The sequence below is a fragment of the Streptomyces sp. NPDC030840 genome, from assembly GCF_055572015.1.
Map to the genome: position 1 here is coordinate 146,923 of NZ_JBVIEE010000008.1, position 24,626 is coordinate 171,548.

20 protein-coding genes are annotated in these 24,626 nt (G+C 71.3%); 9 read left to right on the forward strand and 11 right to left on the reverse strand.

The genetic code is table 11. The features are described 5' to 3' along the window. Positions 1–73: 73 nt before the first annotated feature. The gene (locus ACZ49J_RS19440) at positions 74–1,552 is read right to left on the reverse strand and encodes a sugar transferase (protein WP_467449458.1); all 1,479 of its coding nucleotides are present in this window, start codon (positions 1,550–1,552) and stop codon (positions 74–76) included. A 532-nt stretch (positions 1,553–2,084) separates the two neighbouring features. On the opposite strand from ACZ49J_RS19440, the gene ACZ49J_RS19445 reads away from it, so the two are divergent. Further along, positions 2,085–2,288: a hypothetical protein gene (locus ACZ49J_RS19445; protein WP_467449460.1), complete on the forward strand. Its 204-nt coding sequence runs from the start codon at positions 2,085–2,087 to the stop codon at positions 2,286–2,288. Positions 2,289–2,704: 416 nt separating this feature from the next. Here the strand turns inward: ACZ49J_RS19445 and ACZ49J_RS19450 are convergent, their stop codons facing one another. Continuing rightward, positions 2,705–3,790 carry a WD40/YVTN/BNR-like repeat-containing protein gene (locus tag ACZ49J_RS19450; protein WP_467449461.1) on the reverse strand — a complete coding sequence of 362 codons (1,086 nt, stop codon included), beginning with the start codon at positions 3,788–3,790 and terminating at the stop codon, positions 2,705–2,707. Between the two features lie 294 nt (positions 3,791–4,084). Here ACZ49J_RS19450 and ACZ49J_RS19455 point away from each other — a divergent pair, with 294 nt between their 5' ends. Continuing rightward, positions 4,085–4,666 carry an Rv1733c family protein gene (locus ACZ49J_RS19455; protein ID WP_467449463.1) on the forward strand — a complete coding sequence of 194 codons (582 nt, stop codon included), beginning with the start codon at positions 4,085–4,087 and terminating at the stop codon, positions 4,664–4,666. Between the two features lie 159 nt (positions 4,667–4,825). On the opposite strand, the gene ACZ49J_RS19460 is transcribed toward ACZ49J_RS19455, so the two are convergent. Further along, entirely contained in the window at positions 4,826–5,629 is an 804-nt protein-coding gene (locus ACZ49J_RS19460; protein ID WP_467449466.1) for a pectate lyase, read from the reverse strand. 84 nt (positions 5,630–5,713) lie between these two features. Further along, positions 5,714–6,694, reverse strand: coding sequence for a pectate lyase family protein (locus ACZ49J_RS19465; RefSeq protein ID WP_467449468.1), 981 nt, complete (start codon positions 6,692–6,694; stop codon positions 5,714–5,716). Between the two features lie 520 nt (positions 6,695–7,214). Between ACZ49J_RS19465 and ACZ49J_RS19470 the strand changes: the two genes are divergently transcribed. From ACZ49J_RS19470 to ACZ49J_RS19480, 3 genes are all read left to right on the forward strand, one after another. Continuing rightward, positions 7,215–8,582, forward strand: coding sequence for an extracellular catalytic domain type 1 short-chain-length polyhydroxyalkanoate depolymerase (locus ACZ49J_RS19470; protein ID WP_467449471.1), 1,368 nt, complete (start codon positions 7,215–7,217; stop codon positions 8,580–8,582). A 241-nt stretch (positions 8,583–8,823) separates the two neighbouring features. Beyond that, positions 8,824–10,146 (forward strand): SGNH/GDSL hydrolase family protein, encoded by a 1,323-nt coding sequence (locus tag ACZ49J_RS19475; protein WP_467449757.1) that lies wholly within the window; start codon positions 8,824–8,826, stop codon positions 10,144–10,146. Between the two features lie 67 nt (positions 10,147–10,213). After that, positions 10,214–12,619 (forward strand): ATP-binding SpoIIE family protein phosphatase, encoded by a 2,406-nt coding sequence (locus ACZ49J_RS19480; protein ID WP_467449472.1) that lies wholly within the window; start codon positions 10,214–10,216, stop codon positions 12,617–12,619. Here the strand turns inward: ACZ49J_RS19480 and ACZ49J_RS19485 are convergent. Both ACZ49J_RS19485 and ACZ49J_RS19490 read right to left on the reverse strand, forming a co-directional pair. Continuing rightward, positions 12,596–14,050, reverse strand: coding sequence for a nucleobase:cation symporter-2 family protein (locus tag ACZ49J_RS19485; protein WP_467449474.1), 1,455 nt, complete (start codon positions 14,048–14,050; stop codon positions 12,596–12,598). The two genes, ACZ49J_RS19480 and ACZ49J_RS19485, sit on opposite strands and share 24 nt — an antisense overlap. A 150-nt stretch (positions 14,051–14,200) precedes the next feature. Further along, positions 14,201–15,544 carry an FAD-dependent oxidoreductase gene (locus ACZ49J_RS19490; protein WP_467449476.1) on the reverse strand — a complete coding sequence of 448 codons (1,344 nt, stop codon included), beginning with the start codon at positions 15,542–15,544 and terminating at the stop codon, positions 14,201–14,203. A 245-nt stretch (positions 15,545–15,789) separates the two neighbouring features. On the opposite strand from ACZ49J_RS19490, the gene ACZ49J_RS19495 reads away from it, so the two are divergent. Further along, positions 15,790–16,200 (forward strand): DUF6214 family protein, encoded by a 411-nt coding sequence (locus ACZ49J_RS19495; RefSeq protein WP_467449477.1) that lies wholly within the window; start codon positions 15,790–15,792, stop codon positions 16,198–16,200. A 154-nt stretch (positions 16,201–16,354) separates the two neighbouring features. On the opposite strand, the gene ACZ49J_RS19500 is transcribed toward ACZ49J_RS19495, so the two are convergent. Then, positions 16,355–17,023 (reverse strand): DUF305 domain-containing protein, encoded by a 669-nt coding sequence (locus ACZ49J_RS19500; RefSeq protein ID WP_467449759.1) that lies wholly within the window; start codon positions 17,021–17,023, stop codon positions 16,355–16,357. 194 nt (positions 17,024–17,217) lie between these two features. Here ACZ49J_RS19500 and ACZ49J_RS19505 point away from each other — a divergent pair, with 194 nt between their 5' ends. Continuing rightward, a complete protein-coding gene (locus ACZ49J_RS19505; protein WP_467449478.1) occupies positions 17,218–18,720 on the forward strand; it encodes an LVIVD repeat-containing protein in 1,503 nt (500 codons plus the stop codon). Positions 18,721–19,077: 357 nt separating this feature from the next. On the opposite strand, the gene ACZ49J_RS19510 is transcribed toward ACZ49J_RS19505, so the two are convergent. The 4 genes from ACZ49J_RS19510 to ACZ49J_RS19525 form a co-directional block, all read right to left on the reverse strand. Next, a complete protein-coding gene (locus ACZ49J_RS19510) occupies positions 19,078–19,776 on the reverse strand; it encodes an HAD family hydrolase (protein WP_467449480.1) in 699 nt (232 codons plus the stop codon). Positions 19,777–19,809: 33 nt separating this feature from the next. Continuing rightward, positions 19,810–20,493 (reverse strand): phosphatase PAP2 family protein, encoded by a 684-nt coding sequence (locus ACZ49J_RS19515; protein WP_467449482.1) that lies wholly within the window; start codon positions 20,491–20,493, stop codon positions 19,810–19,812. Between the two features lie 161 nt (positions 20,494–20,654). Continuing rightward, positions 20,655–21,590: a M56 family metallopeptidase gene (locus ACZ49J_RS19520; protein ID WP_467449483.1), complete on the reverse strand. Its 936-nt coding sequence runs from the start codon at positions 21,588–21,590 to the stop codon at positions 20,655–20,657. Between the two features lie 114 nt (positions 21,591–21,704). Next, positions 21,705–22,262, reverse strand: coding sequence for a DUF5134 domain-containing protein (locus ACZ49J_RS19525; protein ID WP_467449485.1), 558 nt, complete (start codon positions 22,260–22,262; stop codon positions 21,705–21,707). A 199-nt stretch (positions 22,263–22,461) separates the two neighbouring features. Between ACZ49J_RS19525 and ACZ49J_RS19530 the strand changes: the two genes are divergently transcribed. Together ACZ49J_RS19530 and ACZ49J_RS19535 are read left to right on the forward strand one after the other, a co-directional pair. Continuing rightward, complete coding sequence (locus ACZ49J_RS19530; protein ID WP_467449487.1) at positions 22,462–24,096, forward strand: FUSC family protein; 1,635 nt, start codon at positions 22,462–22,464, stop codon at positions 24,094–24,096. Continuing rightward, positions 24,093–24,623: a MarR family winged helix-turn-helix transcriptional regulator gene (locus tag ACZ49J_RS19535; RefSeq protein WP_467449489.1), complete on the forward strand. Its 531-nt coding sequence runs from the start codon at positions 24,093–24,095 to the stop codon at positions 24,621–24,623. Before ACZ49J_RS19530 ends, ACZ49J_RS19535 begins: the two co-directional genes overlap by 4 nt. The last annotated feature ends 3 nt before the right edge of the window (positions 24,624–24,626 follow it).

The following is a 24,626-nucleotide window of genomic DNA, read 5'->3' on the forward strand; positions in this document are numbered from 1 at the left end:
GACCCGTTCCTCCCCCCAGGCAGGCCCCTGTGGCCTGCGGTCCGTGCGCCGGCCGTACGACGACCCCCGCGCATCAGTAGGCCCCCTGCCCGTGGAGCACCGCACGCAGCGTCTTCCACAAGATCACTGTGTCGAGGGCGAGCGACCAGTCCTCCACGTACCGCAGGTCGAGGCGGACCGCCTCCTCCCACGGCAGGTCGCTGCGTCCGCTGATCTGCCACAGGCCGGTGAGGCCGGGCTTGACCAGCAGCCGCCGCCGGATGTCGGGGTCGTACGCGGCGCACTCCTCCGGCAGCGGAGGCCGGGGCCCGACGAGCGACATTGATCCGGTGAGCACGTTGAAGAGCTGCGGGAGCTCGTCGATCGAGTACCGGCGCAGGACCGCTCCCACCCGGGTCACCCGCGGATCCCGGCGGACCTTGAACAGCAGGCCGGCTCCCTCGTTGAGGTCGGCCAGCTGGCCACGTGCCGCGTGGGCCCCGGCGACCATGGTGCGGAACTTGAGCATGGTGAACTCGCGGCCGTCCTTGCCGACTCTGCGCTGGCGGTAGAACACCCCACCCGGGCCGTCCACCGCCACGAGCAGCCCGACGAGCACCATCAGCGGCGCGAACACCATCAGCAGGATCGCCGCGCCCATCCGGTCGACGACCTCTTTGACCGCCCGGCGGCCCCCGGTGAAGGTCGGCATGCTGACCCGCAGCAGCGGGATCCCGAGCACCGCGTCGACGTGCAGCCGCGGGCCGGCCACCTCCATCAGCACGGGAGCCACGACCATCTCGGCGTCGCTGCCTTCGAGGTTCCAGGCCAGCCGCTGCAGCCGGTCCGGTGACCAGTGCGGGTCGGGTGTGACCGCGACGACACGGTAGCCGTCGTGGCGGACGTGCTTGGCGACGTCCGCCAGTTGGCCGACGACCGGCACTCCGTCCAGCTGGTCACCGTCGAGCCCGCGACCGTCCGTCGTGCACACCGCCTCCACCCGCCAGCCGATGTGCGGGAACTTGCGGGTTCGGCTGATCAGGTCGCGCACGGTGTCCGGGCTCCCGGCAGCGAGCACCGGTCTCAGACAACGTCCTTCCTTGCGCTGCTTGTGCAGCCAGAGGCGGAGCAGGTACCGCGCGGTCATGGTGACGAGCGCGATCGCGGGGATCGCGACGAAGATCCAGAGCTTGATGTTGCGCGAGGTGAGGGCGATCCCGCCGAGCGCGAGGACGACGGTCGCCGCGAACAGTGAGCGTCCGAGCCGGCGGAATTCCTCGGCGCCCTGGCCGAGTACGGCCGGAGCCCACGACCGGCTCACCGCAAGCGCCCCCAGCACCAGCAGCTCGGTGCCGAAGGCGAGAATTCCCCATTTCTCATGCCAGTTGGCCGCGTCCCGGACCCCGAAGAAGTTGCCGATCGCCGTCACCACGCAGGCGGTGGCCACGGTGTCGGTGGTGATCACAGCACGGCGGTACCGCTGCTCCCAGTCGATCGCGGGCTGACTGATTGTCCCGTTCGCCAGACGCCCTGGCCCCGACGAAAACGGGCTGACTGATCCCCCTTGCCACACAGAACCCCCCAGGTCCCCAGTGGTTCGACGTGTTCGCCTCACACTGTTCCGCCCCTCGGGAGGCCCCCGCCTCCCGCGCCACGCTGTCCTCCCCCCGGGAGGCCCCCGCCCCCCCGCATGACATCCCGATATCGCAGCGGCACTTGACACCCCAACAGGCGGCAGCGGACTCGCATGTCGTGCCAGACTCTTGAGGTGCGCTGGAACCCGTCCAACCTCGGGTGCTCCCCACACCCAAGGGCCCCTCTCGGGCTCCAAGAACTGACCACCCGCAGGTCTGGCGCCGGGGACGCGACTACTGGCTGCCCGCAGCGCCGGACCTATAGATCACTATTTGTCGCCTCGTGTCCAAACATGTGAAGCACGGGTCAATCTAGACCATCGGGGCCCATCTGAAGAAGGGATCTGTGTGCAATTTGTGCTCAAGATTTGAAGCTGGGTCCATCGAACGGTGATCGCCTGCGCGTGCCTTGAGGCCGCCGCGCGCTCCGGCAACGCGCCCGGCGCCCCTGGGCGCGGCTGACGTGCGGTAGTGATCGACGAGCTGCAACAGGCCTTCCCGTACGCCCAGTTCGGCCGCAACTTCCCGCTGTCGTGCACGACGGAGTGCCGCTGTGGTGCCCTGGTGGGCGGGGCGTTCGCCCCGGACAGCGAGGGGAGCGACCTGATGGTGTCGGTGTTTCGGTGGCATGTCCGAGGGCGAACGCACCGCACCACGGTCGGGGGCGTGCCGTGATGTGGGCTCAGGTGCTGGTGGAGGGGGAGAGGACCTGATCGTCCGGGCCCGCGGCCTCGACGAAGGCGCGGCCTGCCCGACGATCAGAACCCGTACGTCGTCGAAGGGCTGTTGGAGGCCGCGGGACACGAGGCCGAGAGGCAGGTGTGTCCCGCGGCGATCTCCGCGCGCGGCAAGTCGCCCCTCCGGGCGATCCGTTCGGCCCCCGAGGGCCAGGACCCACGCAGCCCGCTTCGACGATGTCCTGCAACGGTCGTGGTGCCAGGAGCGTCACCCCGCCGCCGCGCGCACGGCGTTGATCACGCAGTGGCCGATGAGTGACCGCGCCTGACCGCCGGGTTGACGAAAGGGTCACCTCTCCACCGGACTTGGCGCACGACCTCCCCCCTCGGTCACCCCGGGCACCCGCCCGTGCGTCAGCCCACGACCGCCGCGCGCACGCACAGCACGTCCGGCAGGTGGGACGCCAACTGCCGCCAGCTGTCGCCGTCGTCCGCAGACGCGTACACCTCTCCGTTTCTGTTCCCGAAGTACACGCCCGCCGGGTCGGCGTCGTCCGTGCACATCGCGTCGCGCAGCACCGTGCCGTAGTGGTCCTCCTGCGGCAGGCCCGCCGACAGCGGCTCCCAGGTCTTGCCCGCGTCCGCCGTGCGGAAGACACGGCAACGCCGCCCGGCCGGCACGCGATCCGCGTCGGCGGTGATCGGGAAGACGTACGCGGTGTCCCCACGGTGCGGATGGGCCGCCGCGGCGAAGCCGAACGTGGACGGCAGTCCCTCGCCGATGTCCGTCCAGTGGGCGCCCGCGTCGTCGCTGCGGTACACACCCCAGTGGTTCTGCAGGTACATCCGGTCAGGGGTCACCGCGTCTCTCGCGATCTTGTGCACGCACTGGCCGAACTCGGGGTCCGGATCCGGCAGGAACACCGCGGAGACACCGGAGTTGGACGGCGCCCAGCTCGCGCCCCCGTCCTGGGTGCGGAACACGCCGGCCGCCGAGACGGCGACCGTCATCGCCCGAGGGTCGCGACGGTCGGTGAGGATGGTGTGCAGGCCCTCCCCGCCGCCACCGGGCACCCACTTGCCGCGCGTGGGGTGCTCCCAGAGGGGCCGGACGAGCTCGAAGCTCTCCCCGCGGTCCGCCGAGCGGTACAGCGCGGCCGGCTCCGTGCCCGCGTACACCACGTCGGGCTCGGCCGCCGAGGGATGCAGCTGCCACACCCGCTCCAGCGACGCCCCGGTGTCCTTGGGGAACTTCACGGCGGCCCGGGCGGGCTCGGTCCAGGTCCGGCCGAGGTCGTCGGAGTGGAAGACGGACGGCCCCCAGTGCGCGCTGTCACCGCCGACCAGCAGCCGGGGGGTGTCGGTGCGGGTGTCGATCGCGACCGCGTACACGGCCTGCGCGTTGAAGTACGGACTCTCGTCGAACTCCCATGCGCCGCCGCGTCGCCGTCCGATGAACAGACCCTTGCGTGTGCCTACAGTGAGCAGGATGTCGGCCATACCGGCCACCTCCGGGACGTCGTTGTCTCAGACATGGGCCAGTCTGCACCCCACCACTGACAATCACCCCCGCAGACGCTGTTGCCGCAGGTCGGAGCGGGTGTGTGACGAGGAGCGGGCACGCCGGACGAGCCACTCTCCTGGCGGGGATCCGACGCTGCCCGAGCGTGCGCCGACCGTGCGGAACACGCCGTCCGGCCGGGGTGACGTATTCGTCATGAGCATCGGGGAAGCCACCCGCGTATGGGAGAGCGGTCCTGGCTTTTCTGCGCGTGCGTGAGGAGGGTGCCCACGATGGCGGCATTCCGAGGTCCGAAGGTGTGGCTGTGGCGCTGGCGGCGGAACCCGCTGCGGCGCCGCAGCGACCGGCTCGAGGCATGGGTGGTCCTCGCGGCCTGGACGCTCACCGTCCTCGGCGGGGTGGTCACCGGCCTGCTGGCGACGCGGTCCGTCGAGCACAACCTCGACCGGCAGCGCGTCGAGTGGCGCCCCGTCGTGGCGCGGCTCACCGAGAACGCCCCGGGGACGGCCACGCCGTCCGCGTCGGGATCCGAACGGGTGTGGGCCGAGGTCCGCTGGACGGCGACGGACGGCTCCGCCCACACCGGGCAGACCCGGGTCGCGCCCGCCAGCGCGGTCGGTACGCCGGTCACGGTCTGGACGGACTCCGAGGGCCGCATGGTCACCAAGCCGGCCACACGGTCCGAGGCCCGTCTGCGTTCCTCACTGATCGGCGTCCTCGTGGGCGTGACCGCCGCGGGCGTCCCCTTCGTGGGCGGCCGCCTCGCCCGTGGCCGCATGGAGCGCCGGCGCATGGACGAGTGGGACGAGGAGTGGGAACGCGTCGGGCCGCTCTGGGGGCGGAAGACCTGGTAGGGCTCCAGCTCCCTGCGCACGCCGGAGGCGGTTGCACGAGGACACCCACCGAAGGTGCCTCGCGCAGCCGCCCGGAACTCTTCCGGAGCTCTCCCGGACGTCACCCGGAGCCGACCGCCGCCCGAGCCGGGCGCGGCGGACCCGGCGGACTGAGCGGGCTCAGCTGTACTTGATGTCGGACGCCGCGTACTTGCAGTACGTGCCGTCGGGCCCGCTGCCGTTCGTGGGCGGCTCGGCGCCCGTGTTGTTGCCGATGTACTTCTGGCAGGGGACGATCTTCTTGCTGGAGTCCCCGACGATCGTGATGTTCCTCAGGGTCGCGCTGTCGCCGTAGTTGGTGTTGATACCGGCGATCTTGCCGCCCTTCCAGTTCACCTCGAGGGTGTTGAGGTTGATCGTCCGCTTGTACTGCTTGGAGCAGTTGCCGCACGACCGGACGAAGGTGCCGAAGTTCTTCACCGCGAAGTTCGAGACGTTCAGCGTTCCGGCGCCGTTGAACTGGAACACCTTGTCGCTGGCTTCCTTGGCGCCGCCGCCGGAGACGGTGTAGACGCTGGAGGACGAGGTGCCCTTGAACGTCGCCGCGTCCTCGCCGACGTCCTCCCACCAGACGTTCTGCAGCGTGCAGCTGCCCTTGCAGTGGATGCCGTCCGCGGCGGGGGCACCGAGGATGACGTTCTTCAGTACGGCGCCGTCGGCCAGCTCCAGGATCGGTCCCTGGTCCTCGTCCTGGCCGCCGCTGCCCAGGTCGCCGGTGCCGTAGAGGCGCTTCATCCCGTAGTCCTTGGTGCCGGAGACCGGGATGGTGGAGGAGACGCCCTGGCTGCCGTTCGGGGTGGGCCAGGTGGCGGCACTCGCCGGAGAGAGGCTGCCTGTCATGATCATGCCAACCGAGAGGCCGAGTGTGGCCAGCGCTCCGGTCAGCGCGCGCGTACGGGCGCGCGGGCGTGGCGCAGAAGTCATGTCCCGATTCCTTCTGTCCGGTGTGGTGTGGACTGTTCTTCGGTGTGGGGGTGTGGGGGTGGCGGTGGGGGGATCCCGTGGGGGTCAGAGCTTTCCCGCGCCCGCTCCGGACGTCACCGAGGCGACGACGGACGAGGCGGATTCGGCCGTGTAGCTGTAGGGCGGGCTGGTGAAGCTGCCGGTCCTGGAGACCTCGGTGGCGGCCTCGCCGAGGTCGTTTCCGCGCAGGTTCGCGTAGCCGTCGACGTCGCTGCTGCGGTTCGTGGTGACCGCGATCTTCGTCGAGCGGAAGACGTTGTTCTCGACGAGCATCTGGGCGCCCATGCGCGAGTGGCAGGCGGTGTCGGCGCCGTTCACGTAGTTGTTGTAGAAGTGCCCGGTGCCGAAGCGCAGGCTCGGGATGCGCGAGTAGACGTTGCTGAAGCTGTTGTGGTGGTACGTCACCTTCAGGTGGCCGGTGTCCTCCGAGGCGTTGTTGTCGCTGTGGCCGACCAGCGACCCCTTGAAGTGGTCCTTGAAGGTGTTCCAGGACACCGTCACGTAGTCGGAACCGTGATTGATGTCGAGAAGGCCGTCGTAGTAGTCCTTGTCGTGGTCGCGGTCCGCCGAGAAGGAGTTGTGGTCGATCCACACCTTCGTCGATTCCTGGACCGTGATGCCGTCGGCGGGTGCGACCGGCTTGCTGATGTTGAGGTTGCGGACGACGACGTTGGTCGCTTCCTTGATCCGAAGGCCGCCGCCGGTGAAGCCGGACGACGAACCGACGCCCAGGACCGTCGTGTTCGAGCCGATGTCGACCTGACCGCTCAGCGGGATCAGGCCATTGACACGTACCACCTTCGACGCGTTTCCGGTGACGGCCGTCTTGAAGGCGGACAGTGTCGACACGGTCACCGGGGTGGCGCCGCCCCCGCCGGTGGTGCCCTCACCGAATCCGATGGGCGAGGACTCGGCGGCACCCGCCGGCTGGGGAACGGCGGCCACGGCGACGGCCGCGAGGGCGGCCGCGGCGACCGCCGTCAGGGCGGATCTGTGCGCTCCTGTGCGTGGGGGGAGAGTGCGCATGCGGGTGCTTCCCTTCAGAAGTGCCAGGTGGATCACTGGGGGTCATATACATGACCGCTGTTCGCCATTCTGATCGCCGCGCGCGAGCGGAGCCTGCCCGACGGGAAGGTCGTGGAGCACCAAGGCGTGCAATGCCCCAGGTGGTAAAGACCTTCCGTCGCTCCTCTCCCAAGAGGAGATGAAGCTGCCGGGTCACGCTTCTGAACGGAACGTAGGGGGTAAGCGCTTTCTGGTCAACGGTTCGCGCAGGAGGATTTCGCCATCCCCCCCGCCGTCCGGCCGCGGGTGCCGGCGGCGGGATCTCCGGGGGCGGCCGTCGAATCTTTTCGGAGTGTGGGAGCGCTTCCGCGGCAGGCATGTGCATGCCACGATTCCCTTCGCTTCCCGCACCTGTTCCGCTTCCCCGCACCTGTTCCGCTTCCCCGCACCTGTTCCGCTTCGCCGCAGTTGTTCCGCTTCCCCGCAGCTGTCCGCTGAGCGATGCCGTACGAGCCGCGATCAGAAAGAAAGGGACGAGGACGTGTCCACCACTGTCGGCACCATGGCGAGGAGACCGTTCCGTACGGCATTCCTCGCGCTCTTCGCTGGGCTGGTCCCCTTACTCGCGGCGGTGCTGTTCGCCGCCCCTCACTCCTCGGCGGCTCCCGGGGCCACAGCCGTGCCGCCAGGTGCGCGGGTGGCTCCCGCCGCCCCGGCCGGGGGCGTGGCACCGACCGCCTCCCTGACCGAGGTGACGAACTTCGGCACCAATCCCAGCAACCTCCAGATGTACCTGTACGTGCCGGACACCGTCACCGAGAACCCCGCGGTCCTCGTGGCCGTCCACTGGTGCACCGGCTCGGGTCCGGTGTTCTACCAGAACACCGAGTTCGCCTCCCTGGCGGACCGCTACGGGTTCATCGTGATCTACCCGTCGGTCACCCGCAGCAGCAAGTGCTTCGACGTCTCCTCGCCCCAGGCGCTCAGACGGGGCGGTGGCAGTGACCCGGTGGGCATCAAGTCCATGATCGACTACGTCACCCGCACCTACGACGCCGACACCGGCCGCATCTTCGCCACCGGCGTCTCCTCGGGCGCGATGATGACCAACGTCCTGCTCGGCGACTACCCGGACGTGTTCGCCGGGGGCGCGGCGTTCGCGGGCGTGCCCTTCGGCTGCTTCGCCACCACCGACGGCTCCGAGTGGAACAGCGCCTGTGCGAACGGCACCGTGACCCACACCCCCAAGGAGTGGGGCGACCTCGTCCGCAACGCCTACCCCGGCTACACCGGCCCCCGCCCCCGCATGCAGCTCTGGCACGGCACCGAGGACGACGTCCTGCGCTACCCCAACTTCGGGGAGATGATCAAGCAGTGGACCGACGTGCAGGGCATCAGCCGGACGCCCGCCCGCACCGACTCGCCCGCCTCGGGCTGGACCCGCACCCGCTACGGCTCGACCGGTGACCGGGCCCCTGTTGAGGCCATCAGCCTCCAGGGCGTCGGCCACAACCTGATCACCACGGGCATGGCGGCGCGCGTGATCACCTTCTTCGGCCTGGACAGTGGCGGCCCAGCACCCCAGCCCCAGCCCGGCGGTTGCAAGGTCTCCGCCACCACCAACGCCTGGAGCACCGGCCTGACCGGCTCGGTGACCATCACCAACACGGGCACCACCACTGTGAACGGCTGGAAGCTCGGCTTCACGCTCCCCGCCGGCCAGACCATCACCAACGGGTGGGGCGCCACCTACGCCCCGGCGAGCGGGGCGGTGACCGCCACCAACGCCGCGTACAACGCCGCGATCGCTCCGGGCGCGAGTGTCAGCATCGGCTACCAGGCGAGCCACACCGGCATCAGCGCGAGCCCCTCCGCCTTCACCCTCAACGGCGCCACCTGCGCCACCTGACGGACCGCCTCCCACACCGTCGTCACCGGGCGCGCGCCGGGACTCCCGGCGCGCGCCTGCCCATGCCCCCCCCCGCACAGGAAGGCACGTTGCCGTGAAGCCGTCGACCGGAGTGCCGCACCCGACGAAACAGACGAAGCCAACCAGGCGTACGAGGCCCATGAGGCCCATGAGGTCAAGGAAACCAACGAAGCCAGCGAAAGCGAACAAGTCGTCTTCCCGAAGCACAGCACTCGCCCACCTGATCGCCGTGTGCGTCCTGGCGCTGGCCCTCGTCGCCACCTCGTCCGCGGTGGGCGCCATCGGCCACGGCGGTGAACCGGCAGCCGCCCAGCAGTCCCGTACAACCCCACGGCACTGGGTGAGCACCTGGACGGCGATGCCGCAGCTCACCGAGCCCGGCAACATGCCGCCCCCACCCTTCACCGGGAGCGACGCCGTCCTGGTCGACACCACCCTCCGGCAGACAGTGCGCGTCTCCACCGGCGGCGGGCGCATCCGACTGCGCTTCTCCAACGCTTTCGGCACCACCCCCCTGCCCCTCACCGCGGTGACCGTGGCCCTGCCCAAGGACGGGCAGGCCGGAGTCAGCGCGATCGAGCCCGGGAGCCTCCAGCCGGTCACGTTCAACGGACGCGCGGCCGCCACCGTGCCCGTCGGCGCCCAACTGGTCTCCGACCCCCTCGACCTCGCTCTCCGGCCGGGCACGAACCTGACCGTGACGACTTACCTCGCCGAGGGCCAGAAGTCCCTCGCGCTCACCTCCCATCCCGGCTCCCGCACCACGTCGTACCTCCGGCACGGCGATCACACGAAGGCTGCCGACCTGCCCGGGGCGACCGCGACCAACCACTGGTACCTGCTCAGCGACGTCGAGGTCGTCTCCCGCGCCACCACGGCCGCCGTCGCCGTCCTGGGCGACTCGCTGACCGACGGCCGCGGCTCCACGACCAACGGCAACAACCGCTGGCCCGACCAGTTCTTCGACCGGCTCCAGGCGCATCCGGCCACCGCCGACGTGGCCGTCCTCAACCAGGCCGCGGGCGGTAACCGCATCCTCAACGACGGCCTCGGCCCCAACGCCCTCGCCCGCCTGGACCGCGACATCCTGGCCCGCAGCGGCGTCGCCTGGCTGATCGTCTTCGAGGGCATCAACGACATCGGCACCGCCGCCGCCACGGAGACCGCCCAGCGCGCCGTCACCGCCGACCTCATCGCCGCCTACGAGCAGATCGTCGTCCGCGCCCACGCGCAGGGCATCCGCGTGTACGGCGCGACGCTCCTGCCGTTCGGCGGCAACACCCCGTACGACGATCCCGCCGGGCTCCGCGAGGCCTCACGGCAGGCCGTCAACGACTGGATCCGAACCAGCGGCACCTTCGACACGGTCATCGACCTCGACCGTGCGGTACGCGACCCCGCGGACCCGCGCCGCCTGCGCGCCGAACTCCACGACGGGGACTGGCTGCACCTCAACCCCGAGGGCTACCGAACGCTGGCCGCCGCCGTGCCCACCCGGCTCTTCCGCACTCCACCCAGGCCTTCCGGCCTCACCGCCCGCTGAAGCCGGCGCTGCGCCCGGTGCGGGACTCGGCTTGAAGCCCGTCCTCGGCGGGACCATTCTTGGGCATATGGTGACGCCGCCGCGCGACGAGGAGCGGGCGGCCCCGGCCGGTGACGCCATGGCTGTGGTCGACGCGCGGGGCACCGTCACGGGCTGGAGCGAGGGCGCCCGGCTGCTGACCGGGTTCACGGCCGCCGAGGTCACCGGCCGGCCGGCGGAGGAACTGGTGGACAGGGACACGACCGAGGCCTGGCGTGAACTGCGCGAGGGGCCCGCCGTCGTCCCCGTACGGCACCGCGACGGACGGCGCGTGGAACTGGCGCTGCGCGTCTGCCCTCTCCAGGGCGAGCGACCGGAGTACGCGATCATCGCCTCGCCGCCCGACGCGGGGGAACGGAACCTGGGTGACCTGGCGTTCCAGCAGGCCTCCATGTCGATGTCCGTCTTCGACACCGGGCAGCACTACCTGCGGATGAACGACGCGGGGTGCCAGGTCATGGGGCAGCCCTGGGAGGTGTTCCGGCACCGGTACTTCCTGGACACCGTGGAGGACGTCGAGCCCCACCGCGGTTTCCTGCGCCATCTGGAGATCGTGGTGGACACCGGGCAGCCGGTCCACTACGAGAGCTGGACCCGTTCGCCGTCCGGTCGGCGCATGCACGCCTGGAACACCGAGATGTGGCCGGTGCGGGACGGTTCCGGCAAGCTCATCGGCACCGCGCTCGCCGCCTTCGACAGCAGCGAGCAGTTCGCGGCGCGGCAGCGTCTGGCCCTGCTGAACGAGGCCGCCGGAACCATCGGCACCAAGTTGGACGTGGTCCACACCGCCCGGCAGCTGGCCGAGCTGGTCGTGCCCCGGCTCGCGGACTTCGCCAGCGTGGACCTGCTGGACGCGGTACTGGAGGGCGAGGAGCCCGCCGTCGGCGTGACCGGCGCCGAGGTGGAGCTGCGCCGCGTCGCTCACCACTCCCTCACACCGGGTGCGCCGGAGGCCGTGATCGACCTTGGCGCGGCGGACGTCTATCCGCCCGCGTCACCGCCCGCCCGCGCACTGGCCTCCGGTGATGTGGTGCTCAGCCGGACCGGCTCACCGGACCTCGACGCGTGGTTGACGCGGCACGGCGCCCGCTCCGACAGGCTGCGCGAGGCGGAGGGCCACGCCATCTCGCTGATGGCGGTGCCTCTGGTGGCGCGCGGCACGACCCTGGGCGTGGCGGTCTTCGTACGGCTGCTGACCCCCGAGAGCCCCGACGCCTTCGACCACGACGACGTGTCGCTGGCGCAGGAGCTGGCCAGCCGGGCGGCCGTGTGCGTGGACAACGCCCGGCGCTACACCCGGGAGCGGACCACCGCGCTCGCCCTGCAGCGAAGCCTGCTACCGCAGGCCACCGGGGGACAGGCGGCCGTCGAGTTCGCCTCCCGCTATCTGCCGGCGCTGTCGCAGGCGGGCGTGGGCGGCGACTGGTTCGACGTGATCCCGCTGTCGGGCACCCGGGTGGCGCTGGTCGTCGGCGACGTCGTCGGCCACGGCATCCACGCCTCCGTCACGATGGGCCGGCTCCGTACGGCCGTGTGGACGCTGGCCGACGTCGACCTGCCGCCGGACGAACTGCTCACCCACCTCGACGACCTGGTCGGACATCTCGCCGCCGCCGAGAACGACACCGGCGGTGAGATAGGAGCCACCTGTCTGTACGCCGTGTACGACCCGGTGTCCCGGCACTGCGCGGTCGCCTCCGCCGGCCATCCGCCACCGGTCGTGGTCCTCCCCGACAAAACCGTGAATGTCGTCGAGGTGGCCGCCGGCCCGATGCTCGGCGTAGGCGGGCTGCCGTTCGAGGCCACCGAACTGGAACTGCCGGAGAGCTCGATCCTCGCCCTCTACACCGACGGTCTCATCGAGGCCCGCACCTTCGACGTGGACGCGGGAACCGCAGCCCTGTGCTCCGCCCTGACGGTCCCGGCCGAGAGCCTGGAAGTCATGTGCGACACCGTCCTGAAGTCCCTCCTGCCCGACAACCCCGCCGACGACGTGGCCCTTCTCATCGCCCGCACCCGGGCCCTGGATGAGGAGCAGGTGGCCGTGTGGGACCTGCCCTCCGATCCGGCCATGGTGGCGACGGCCCGCCGGCACGCCTCCGAGCAGCTGGAGCAATGGGGCCTCGACGACGCCGCCTTCGTCACCGAACTCGTGGTGAGCGAACTGGTCACGAACGCCATCCGCTACGGCGGCGCCCCCATCCAGCTGCGCCTCATCCGCGAACAGTCCCTCATCTGCGAGGTCTCCGACGCCAGCAGCACCTCACCTCACCTGCGGCGCGCCCGCACCTACGACGAGGGCGGCCGCGGCCTCCTCCTCGTCGCCCAGCTCACCGACCGCTGGGGCACCCGTCCGAGCGGCACGGGCAAGACGATCTGGGCGGAGCAGTCGCTCCCCGTCGGCGCGCCGTCACTGGCGGCCTTCGGCCTCTGACACCTGCTGTCGTTCGACCGGCTTTCGTCCGGCCCGGCCGACGTCTTCGCGGGACGCCTCGCCTTCGCGGGACGCCTCGTCCTCCCCTGACGCCTTGTCCTCCCGTGACGCCTCGGCGGCCGCACCGGCCTTCGCGGGCAGGTGGTTGAAGAGCAGGTTCAGCGCGATCGCCGTCAGGCAGCCCGCGCTGATCCCACTGTCCATCACCGTCTGGAACGACTCCGGGAACTTGTCGTAGACCGTCGGCACCCCGACCGGCAGCATCCCCACGGCCACCGAGACCGCCACGACCGTCATGTTGTGGTTGCCGCGGAAGTCCACCCGGGCCAGCGTGCGCAGGCCGCTCGCCGCGACCGTGCCGAACATCACCAGGCCCGCGCCGCCGAGCACCGGCGCCGGGATCGCCGCGACCACCGCACCCAGCTTGGGCAGCAGACCGAGCAGCACGAGGATGCCGCCCGCCGTGGCGACGACCCAGCGGCTGCGCACGCGGGTCATGCCGACGAGGCCGACGTTCTGGGCGTACGCCGTGTACGGGAAGGTGTTGAACACACCGCCGAGGACGGTCGAGAAGCCGTCGGCCCGCAGCCCGTCGGCGAGCGAACGCGACTCGACCTTCCGGTCGGTCATCTCACCCACCGCGATCAGGTCACCCGTCGTCTCGGTCATCGTCACCAGGGCCACGACCAGCATCGACACGATCGCCGAGACATGGAACGTGGGCGCCCCGAAGTGGAACGGCGTGCTGATGCCCAGCCAGTCGGCGTCCCCGACCCCGCTGAAGTCCGTGAACCCGAACGGCACCGCGACCGCGAGCCCCACACCGATGCCGATCAGCACCGCGATCCGGCTCAGGAACACGGGCGCGAACCGCTGCACACCGAGCACCACGAGGAGGACGAACGCGGCGAGCGCCAGGTTCTCCGGCTCACCGAAGTCCTTGGCGCCCACCCCGCCGGCGGCCCAGTTCCCGGCCACCGGCAGCAGCGAGACGCCGATGATGAGGATGACCGTGCCCGTGACGAGCGGCGGGAAGAAGCGCAGGAGTCGGCCGAACACCGGAGCGAGCAGCATGATCGCGAGTCCGGCGACGATCACCGACCCGTAGATCGCGGGCAGGCCCCCGCCCTCCGTGCCGATGAGCACCATCGGCGACACGGCCGCGAACGTACAGCCCTGCATGATCGGCAGCCGCACCCCGAACCGCCACACACCCACACACTGGATGAGCGTCGCGATCCCGCACACCAGCAGGTCCGCGGTGATGAGATACGCCAGGTCAGCGGACGACAGCCTCATCGCCCCGCCCACGATCAGCGGCACGGCGACGGCGCCCGCGTACATCGCGAGCACGTGCTGCAGGCCGAAGGCGGCCAACTGGCGTACGGGTGGGACCTCGTCCACGGGGTGAACGGGGGCAGGGGCGGCCATGGGCACTCCAGGAGCGGCGGCGAGCGGGGCGAGTGAGGGACTTCCGGACAGCAGGAGAACGTACGGCGCTTGAACAGTTTGTTGATTTCGGCGCCGTTGCCGCCAGGTGTCATGCCCACCGAAGAGGGCCCTACCCGCTGAAGCCGTGGCTCAGCCGTGCGCCGTCCGCGCCGCCGCCAGCAGCGACTCCCAGTCCGGCAGCTTCACCACACCCCGCCCGAGCGAGGCCCCGAGCTCCGCCTCGGCCCGCTCGATCGCCTGCCACCCGGACCACTCCACGGGCGCGATTCCCGCCGCCCGCAGCGCGGTGAGCGGGTCGTCGGGCACCTCCCGCCGGACGAGGACGGGGGCGTCCTCGAGCAGCGAGGTCACCGTCTCCTTGGCGCACGGCCGGTTGGTCCCGATCACGCCGGTCGGACCCCGCTTGATCCATCCGGCCACGTACTCGCCCGGAGCCACCACGTCCTCACGCAGCACCCGCCCGGCCAGATGCGGCACCGTGCCGTGCTCGGCGTCGAACGGCAGCCCGTCGAGCGGCACCCCGCGATACCCCACCGAACGCAGCACCAGCTGGGCCTCGATCTCCTCGTACCGCCCGGTGCCCGTCACCCCGCCCCGCCCGTCCGGCTCCGTCCGCTCGAAGCGCACCCCGCACACCCGGTCGCCGTCGGCGAGGAACTCGACCGGCCGCAGGAAGAAGCGCAGCCGGATGCTGTGCCGGTCGTCCCCCGCGGGCGGAGAAGCCCAGCCGCGCAGCACCTCCACGTTGCGGCGCTGGGGTGCGGGGAGCCCGGACGGGTCGACGTACGCCGGGTCCAGCTCCAGCTCCGTGGGGTTCACGCTCACCCGGGTGTCCGGCAGCGCACCCAGTTCGCGCAGCTCCTTGGTGGTGAAGCGGGCCTGCGACGGGCCGCGTCTGCCCACCATGTGGACCTGGGCGACCTTGCTGGCGGCGAGCGCCGTCAGGGCCGCCTGCGGCATGTCGGTGGGCCTCAGCTCCGGCGCGCCCCGGGCCAGCATCCGGGTCACGTCCACCGCGACGTTCCCCACGCCGATCACCACGGCCGCCCGTGCCCCGAGCACGAACCCGTCGGCGAGAGAGTCCGGGTGCGCGCTGTACCAGGACACGAACTCGGTCGCCGACCAGCTGCCCCGCAGCTCCTCGCCCGGGATGCCGAGACGCCGGTCCGTGGCGGCCCCCACGCAGTACACCACCGCGTGGTACAGCTCCCGCAGCCGCTCGACCGGCAGCCCGGCCGGACCGACCTCGACGCCGCCGAGGAAGCGGACCCGCTCGTGCTCCAGCACGGCGCGCAGGTTGTTCTGCAGCGACTTGATCTTCTCGTGGTCGGGCGCGACCCCGTACCGCACCAGGCCGTACGGGCACGGCAGACGGTCCAGTACGTCGACGCGCACCGCGGGATCCTGCTGCACCAGGCTCTGCGCGGCATAGACCCCGCTCGGTCCCGAGCCGACGACGGCGACACGCAGCACGGCGGAACTCCTTACGCGAGGAGATCGCTGATGCCTTCAGCATCGCACCGCGCCGCCCACGACGGGAGGGCAGCGCGCGCATACCACCCGACGGGGTGGCACCTCACTGCGCTGACGGGGTGCCGTACGGGGCCCGGCGCGCGTGGTGGTGGCGGCGGGTGTGATGATGCACTTACGTTGCGCATGTGCTGGAAGCATCCTTTGTCCACCTTTCCGGTCGAGACCGTACGGATGGGGCCGTCTCCGTGTGGCCCGCGTGGGAAGTGCAGGAGCGCGACGGAGCCACCGCCTGGTACAACGCACGGCTGGCCTTCCCCGACGGCGCCCGTGTCGATCTGCTGGCCGTGGTGGCCGGGGAGCACGTCGTCATCGAGGAGGTGCGGGCCCAGCCGCCTCTGTCCCTGGACGACCTGACCGTGCTCGCCGACTGGGTCGAAGGTCCGCTCTTCGAGGCGTGCGGCGCCCGGCTCGCCTGGCCGCAGGGCGTGGAGGGGGCGCGTCGCGTCGCCGAGGAGTACCGCGCCGCCCAAGAGCGGGGAGCCGATCCGGTCCTCGCGGTGATGCGCGCGACCGGCCACAGCCGCCGCAGATCGCTCAAGCTGATCGCCGGAGCGCGCGACGAGGGCTTCCTGACGTCACGTCACCAGCGGCGCTGAGCGCTCGGCCGGGAGCACGGCCTTGTCCGACGGTGCGTCGTGGCTGGTCGCTCCCCCTCTCGGCTTCGCTCGATCGGGGGGACCCTCATCGCGGCGGAGCCGCATATCGGGGCAGCCGCGCGCCCCCACGGGGCGCGCTCGCCTGCGTCCGCCGTCACAGCATCTCGCGCATCCGGCTCATCTCCACCGCCTGCTGTGCGATCACGTCGTCGGCCATCTCCTCGACCAGGATGTTGTTGCCCTGCGCCTTCACGTCCGTGGCCATCGTGACCGCCCCCTCGTGGTGGGTGATCATCAGAGTCAGGAACAGCTGGTCGAACGCCTTCCCCTTCGCCGCGCGCAACTTCTTCAGCTGCGCCTCGGTCGCCATTCCCGGCATCGCCTCGTGTGCGTGTTCGCCCGAAGTGCCCTTCTTCTCCCCGCCGTTGGATTTCAGCCAACTCTTCATGGTGGAGATCTCCGGTTGCTGCGCGGCCGAGATCCGCTCCGCCAGGCGCTTCACCTGGGTCGACTCGGCGCGCTTCGGGGCGAGTCCGGTCATCTCCAGGGCCTGCGAGTGGTGCTTGATCATCATCCGCGCGTACGCGTAGTCCGCGGAGTTGGGGGAGTCGTCCTCGGCCCGGTGCTCCGCGGCCTCCTCCGCGGAGAGGGTCTCCGCGGCCTCGCCCGGCTCGCCGGGAGCGATCACCTTCGGCCCGGTCGACCTGGCCGAGTCGGCGTCCTGGCCCGAGTCGGACCCGGAGTCGCAGCCCGCCAGCGCGAGCGAGGCGGACACCAGTAACGCCGCGACCAGTGGCGTACGGGACGTACGGCGAACGAGCACAGTGACCTCCTGGGACACGCGAACTGACGTACACCTCGTGAGTGTTGATGACCGGTCTAGCACGGTTCGACGCGCGTGTGATCAAAAAAGATTCATTACGAGTGCGTTGCCGTCTGTTGATCTGTGCATGATGCAGACGATACTTCGGTGGTCCGTGAACCGTTCCCGTGGGAACGGCTACGAGGGAGGACACAGTGACCCTGTTGAACGACCTGCGAACCCGCCGCAGACGCCTCGGAGTTGCCGCGACCGCGGCAGGGCTCCTGGCCGCGCTGCTCACGGCCGGACCGGCGGCCGCGACCCCCGACCCGGGGGACAGCCCCGCCGCGCCGAAGAAGGTCTCCAAGAGCGAGGCCGCCGACGCGAGGGCGGCGATCGAGAGCGGCGACATACCCGGAGTGGACGAGATCGTCCACTCCGACAACATCCAGCACGTCACGAACATCCCCAAGGACGCGCTGCCCGGCACCAACACGGACCTGGCCTTCCAGGGCAAGTACGCCTTCGCCGGCAACTACGACGGCTTCCGCATCTTCGACATCAGCAACCCGAAGGCGCCGAAGACCGTGTCCCAGGTGCTCTGCCCGGGCGGGCAGAACGACATCTCCGTCTCCGGCAACCTGCTCTTCCTGTCCACGGACTCCTCGCGCAGCGACAGCTCCTGCAACAGCACCACGCAGCCCGCGACCGAGAAGTCCTCGTGGGAGGGCATCAAGGTCTTCGACATCAGCGACAAGAGGAACCCGCGGTACGTCGCCGCCGTCGAGACCGCCTGCGGCTCCCACACCAACACGCTGGTGCCCGAGCGCAAGAACGTCTACGTGTACGTCTCCTCGTACTCGCCGAGCGCATCCTTCCCCGACTGTCAGCCGCCGCACGACGGCATCTCGGTCATCAAGGTGCCGCGCAAGGCGCCCGAGAAGGCGGCGGTCGTGGGCTTCCCGGTGCTCTTCCCCGGTGAGGGGCCGGACGGCGGCGGCAACCCGGGCGGGCCCACCAACCCGGGCGTGTCCAAGACGACCGGCTGCCACGACATCACCGTGCTGCCCTCCAGGGACCTCGCGGCGGGCGCCTGCATGGGCGACGGCATCCTGTTCTCCATCAAGGACCCGGAGCGCCCGAAAGTCATCGACCGCGTCCAGGACAACGTGAACTTCGCGTTCTGGCACTCGGCGACCTTCAACCAGAGGGCGAACAAGGTCGTCTTCACCGACGAGCTGGGTGGCGGCGGCGCGGCCACCTGCAACGCGGAGATCGGCCCGAACCGCGGTGCCGACGGCATCTACGACATCGTCGGCAAGGGCGACAAGCGCAAGCTCGTCTTCCGCAGCTACTTCAAGATCGACCGCCACCAGGCCGACACCGAGGTCTGCGTGGCCCACAACGGCTCGTTGATCCCGGTCAAGGGCAGGGACATCATGGTCCAGGCCTGGTACCAGGGTGGTGTCTCCGTCTGGGACTTCACCAACTCCTCGAAGCCCAAGGAGATCGCCTACTTCGAGCGCGGTCCGCTGACCACCGATCAGGTCACGACCGCCGGCTCGTGGTCGGCGTACTACTACAACGGGTACATCTACTCGAACGACATCGCCAAGGGCCTCGACGTCCTGAAGATCAGCGACCGCCGCACGGACCCGGCCAAGTGGGTGCGCCTGGGTGAGCTCAACGTGCAGACGCAGCCGGACTACTTCGGCTGATCCGCCTGACACGCGTCTCTCGACGCGTCCCGCCGGGCTCTCCGGGGCCCGGCGGGACACCCGCTCCGGCCCGGCGCGTGACGTCGCGTCATCTCGGCGCCGGGCGTCGTCTCCTCGTACCCGCGCTCACTGACGGGTCCAACTGCCGCCCGCGGAAGCTGTTGCGGGCAACGCTGCCGCGATTCTTCGTTGACCGAGGCGTGGCGTGGGGAGATCCTGTAACCCCTGCGTTGACCGGCTGTCGGTCAACTATACTCAGCGCCTCCGGGTGACCACTCTGCGTGGATGCGCCCTGAGCTGCCCGTCCCGGGCCACGCGGGGGATGGTCCGGGACGGGTACGAGAGCCGCCGGGGCCGTCAGCCGATCAGGTCGAGTACCGGCCGCAGGCCGTCCGGCCGCTGCGCCGCCGGCAGATGGTCCACGAAGTGCACCGCACACCCCAGGGCCGCCGCACCGCCGTCGGCGGCCGGGTGGTCTCCGACCATCAGCGTGTCCTCCGGCGCCGCGCCCAGCGCCTCGCACGCGACGGCGAACAGCCGCGGATCGGGCTTCTGGACGCCGTGTTCGTACGACAGCACGTAGGCGCCCACATACGGGTCGAGACCGTGGTGCCGGAACACGGGCCGCAGGTCCCAGCCGATGTTGCTGACCACCCCGACGGCCACACCGCGCTCGTGCAGCCCGGCCAGGACGTCGGCCGCGTCCGGATACGGGTCCCAGGCGGCCGGTGTCATATGGCGCTCGTACAGGGCGTCGTGCAGCCGCGGATCCGGCAGCGACACCTGCCGGGAGAGACCGGTGTACGCGGCCCGGTGGTGCTCCGCGCTCTGGTCCCGGGTCGCCCACAGCGCGCCCAGCTCACCTGCCGGCGGCGTCTCGGGGAACGCCCCGCCCGCCAGGGCACCTGCCCTCTGCAGCGCCTCGGCGGTCCGGATCAGCTCGGGCTCCGGCAGCGCGGCACCGGTCTCCGCCAGCACCGCGCGGAGCCAGGACTCGGTGGACTCGATACGGAAGAGCGTGCCGGAGAAGTCGAAGAGCACGGCTTTGATCGTCATGACGAGGATCCTTCGTGCCGGCTCCCACCCCGGTCAAGGACGCGTCGCGCCAAGCCATTTCTCGTACGACCACACTGCCAGCGCCACGGTCAGCGCGCCCAGCAGCCAGCCGCCCACCACGTCGGACGCCCAGTGCACACCCAGCCAGACCCGGGTGGCACCCACGCCCACGACGGAGACCACCGACACGGTGACCGCCGTCCGCCACAGGACGCGTCCGGCGCGGTAGAGGTGCAGCAGCCACAGCACCAGGCCGCACACCACCGTGGCCGTCATGGCGTGGCCCGAGGGGAACGACGCGTAGTGGGCCGAGTCCACGGGGTCCGGCCACACGGGCCGCTCCCGGCCGACGGCGGCCTTGAGGCCCTGCTGCAGGAGGGTGCCCAGGGCACAGGTCCCCGCCACCCACACGGCGAGCATCCGGGCCGCGTGCCTCCACGCGAGCCACACGACGGTGACCGCGGCGATGAGCCGCATCGTGACGGGGTCCCAGACCCAGTCCGTCAGGACGCGGAACACCTGGGTGACGCCCCGCTCCTCGACCGCCCAGCCGTGCGTGGTGCGCGCGACGTCGCCGTCGAGCGACATCAGCGGATGCCAGGAGACGGTCACCAGCAGCAGGAGCAGCACGAAGGGCAGGGCGAGGGCGCCGGCGACGCGAACGACGGTCCGGCTGCCGGGCGGGCGGGGCGGTGAGTCGACGGACACGGGGTGCATAGAGCGATCCTCGCCGACCAGTGGGGCCGAAGGCCAACGCCAAAGCGTGAGGTCCCCCTCACGTGGCGCGATGGGAACCATCCCGTCCGGTCGGCTCGTTGAGTCATGTCCGGACGGCTCCCGTGAACCCCGGCCGCGCTGCGCGGAGGCGCTCCGACGGGTCAGCCGAGCGCCCGCAGCCCCGGTCCGAAGGCCACCAGCAGGGGGATGACCGGCACCAGCGCCGCGGCCGCCGTCAGACGCAGGCGCCGGGCGGCGGTGAGCCGGTCGGGGGGAGTGAGGAGCCGGTTCACGCGCTGCGGGACATGCGCCTCCGGGGTCGGACAAGGGCCGAAAACCCCCCGGTCCTCGTTGAGCCCGACGAGTGCCAGGGCGATCGTGAGGCGGCCGAAGCGGCGGGAGGCCATGTCGTCGGCGGCCAGTTCGACCAGCCGGTGCATCTCGTCACGGAACGCGGCGAACACGGGCACCTGCGGAAACCCGTTCGCGAGCGCGGCCGAGCAGTGCAGCAGCCAGTCGTGCCGCGCCCGCGCGTGCCCCTGCTCGTGGGCGAGGACGGCGTCCAGCTGCCGCCCCTTCAGGCGCCGCAACGCGGCCGTGGTGATGACCAGTTGGGGAGCCGCCCCCGGCAGCCACCAGGCGTCGCTGCGCTCGCCCTCCAGGACCACGAGACGGTCGGTGCCGGGCTCCTCGCCCGGCAACAGCGGGGCGCGCACCAGGAGTTCGGCCCGCCGCTGCCGACGGCGCCGACGGGCCCGCAGGATTTCGCGGACCAGCATCGCCGCGGTCCACAGGCCACCGCACGCGAGTGCCACGGCGGTGGTCGCGGCCCACGGGTCGCCCGTGCCCAGTGCGTAGGCCTCCACGACCTCGTGCGGTGCCGGCGCGAACACATGACCCCGTACGGCCACCCAGGCGGCGGCCGCGCTCAGGGCCATCGACAGCGCGCAGCACAGCAGCACGGCGACGACCACGCACTGCCACATCCACAGGGCGACCACCGGTTCGCGGTCCGGCCAGTCGGCCCGGGCGAGCAGCCGCGGGGCGACGACGGCGGTCAGGGCGCCGAGCAGCATCAGCGCTGCGGGGACCATCATGGGGCGAAGCCTATGAGTGACGCGGCCGACGGGGACATGGCCGCGGGCGGCAAAGTGACGCAGACCACGGTTTCGTACAGCCCCTGGGGTGACGGACTGTTGGGGGAGGCCCGTTCACAGCGTCAGCAGCATGGCGACCATCGCCATACCCATCGACAGTCGGCACGCCCGCGCCACCTCGGGACGGTCGCCCCAGCCCACGGCGCCGGCGGGGGGAGTGCCTGCCGTGACGGCCGCCACCGGTATCAGGCGGGCGCCGGCCCACAGAACGTACACGGTGAAGTACAGCAGGAGCGCACCGGTCAGCAGGGGCACTCCGGAGGGCGCGTGCGCGCCATGACCACCGGGGGCGTCGGCCATCACCGCCGCCATGTAGGCCATCGCCAGCGAGCCCACCGAGTGGTGCAGGTGGTGCGGGCTCCGTCTGGCCGCCCACAGCGCGTGCAGCGCGGCCGCGGCGAACACGGCCGCGTACGCCGCCCACGCCCAGCGCGGCGGGGCCAGGACGGCGGCAGGCACCGCCATGGCGGCCATGCCGAAGCTCATGAGCGCCTCGCCACCGGCGGCGCGGCGCTGTTCCTCAAGGGTGCTGCGGGTCCGCAGCAGGCAGTGGACGCCGGCCGCCGCGCACAGCGCGACGAGCAGCCAGCCGGGTGCAACCGATCCGTGCACCGCGCACCTCCGCGCTCGACGGTTCGGATGGAGGACGGACAGACGGTCAGGGCATGCCCCACGCGCGCGGTGTGCACGCGAGCGCACAGGAGTACGTGGGGGCGTGCGGGAGGGTCATCGCGGGTGAGCGGAAGCCCGGGCGGACGCTGAAGGAGATGCGGCAAAAGTTTACGAGTAAAACACCTGCTAAGGTTCTTCCATGGGCAATGTCAGACCTCCCCGCGCACCCCGGCTGCCGCTCACCGGCGTACTGAGCCTCGGGCGGCCCTCCGACATCTGGTTCAAGCCCGCGCTCAGCGTCGTCGCCGCGGTCGCCCCGCCGACCCTGACGCTGGTGGCGCTCGGCCGCCTCGACCTCGCCGTGTACGCGATGGCCGGATCGCTCTGCGCGCTCTACGCCCACAACCGCCCGTACGCCGCGCGCGCCCGCGTTCTCGCCGGTGTCGTCCTGGGCATGCTCGGCGGTCTCGGCGTCGCGCTCGTCACGGCTTCGCTGACCACCGACGCCGTCGTCCTGGTCACCGTGGGCGCGCTGCTCGCCGCTGTACAGAAGGCGCTGTGCGACGCGACCCGCATCGGGCCGCCCGCCAACGTCATCTTCACGTTCGTCAGTTCCGCGGCCCTCTTCGTGCCGCAGAGCCTCGGCCAGGTGCCCGGCCACCTCGTTCCCGCCGCCGTGGCGGGCGCCTGGGCCTGGATCGTGTGCATGGCCCCTGGTCTCCTGCGACCGTACGGACCGGAGCGCCGGGCCGTCGCCCAGGCCCTCGACGCGGCCGCCGCCCACGCCACGGCGGGCTCCGGGACGGCCGGGGCGTCAACGAGGGCTCGCGGCGCCGCCGCGCTCCAGGCCGCCTGGCAGGCGCTGTTCTCCGCCGGCGACCGCTCGGCACCCCGCCACGCCCTGGAACGGCTTCTGGTCCGCGCGGAGGTCGCGCTCGCCGCGCCCGCCGACGCCGAGCCCGAGCTACTGCGCGCATGGGCCCGCGCACTGCGCGGCACCGGCCCTGTGCCGCGGGTGCGAGCCCGGGGAGAGGCGGTGGACGAACTCCTCGGCGTGGAGGCGGAACGGGCCGTACCCGCACGATCGTCGTGGCGCGACCTCGGTCCGCTCGCGCCCCTCGCGGCCCGTACCGCGCTCGGCTGTGCCCTCGCCGGGTACGCGTCCCTCGCGCTCGGCGTCGGCCGCCCCTACTGGGCCCTGGTCACCGCGGCCTCGCTCTACCAGGCCAACCTCACCCTCACCTGGAACCGGGCCGTGCAGCGCGTCGTCGGCAACCTCGTCGGCGTTCTGGCCTTCATGGCCGTTGCCCCACTCGCGCACATCGGTCCGCTCACCCTCGTGCTGTGCTGCCTCGCTCTCAACTTCGGCGCCGAGGCGCTGATCAGCCGCAACTACTGGCTCGGCTGCGTCTGCGTCACGCCGATGGCGCTGTTCGTCACCGAGTTCGCACGGTTCGAGCGGCCCGCCGAGCTGGTCACCGACCGGATCCTGGACACCTTCGTCGGCGCTCTCCTGGGGTTCGTCGCGGCGGTCGCCGTCACCAACCGGCGTGCGGGCGACCGTGTCGAGCGAGCCCTCGCCGCCGTGGAGCACGCCCGCGAACACGCCGCCCGGACCGTCGCCGACACCTCGGCCACCCCCGGCGCCCTGGCGGCCGCCCGCCGTGGCCTCACCGCCGCACTCGTCGACCTGCGCGCCACCGTCGACGCCGCGGCCGGGGAGTGGTGGCAACGTGCCCTGCCCGAGGAGCGGGTCGTGCGCGCCGAGCGAACCGGACACCGTACGCTCGCGGCGACGGTACGACGGCACGCTGCGGAGGGCACACCGGCATGACGGCAGGCAAGGGGCGGACGGTCACGGGGGACACGGTGGCCAAGGTGGTGCGCCAGTGGCAGACGGTCCACCCCGACCTGGACACCGGTCCCATGGAGATCATCGGCAGGGTGAACCGCTGTGCCGCACTCCTGCAGCAGGCCGAGGACGCGCCACTGCGCCGCGCCGGGCTGGCCCGCCCCGAGTTCGACGTCCTCGGCACCCTGCGCCGCACCGGCCATGAACTGACCCCCAGTGAGATCGCCCGCGAGACCTTCTCCTCGGGCGCCGCCGTCACCAAACGCCTCAAGCTGCTGACCGAACGCGGCCTGGTCGAACGGCGCGGCGACTCCCGCGACCGCCGCGTGGCGCACGTACGGCTGACCGACGCCGGACGCGACCTCGTCGACGCGGTCCTGCCCGAGCAACTCGCCTACGAGAGGGCCGTGCTGTCCGGGGTCGAGGCCGACCGGCAGCGCGACCTGGCCGCGCTGCTGGGCGAGTTGCTGATCCAGCTGGAGGGCAGACTCGGTGCCTCACGCGTCTGACGG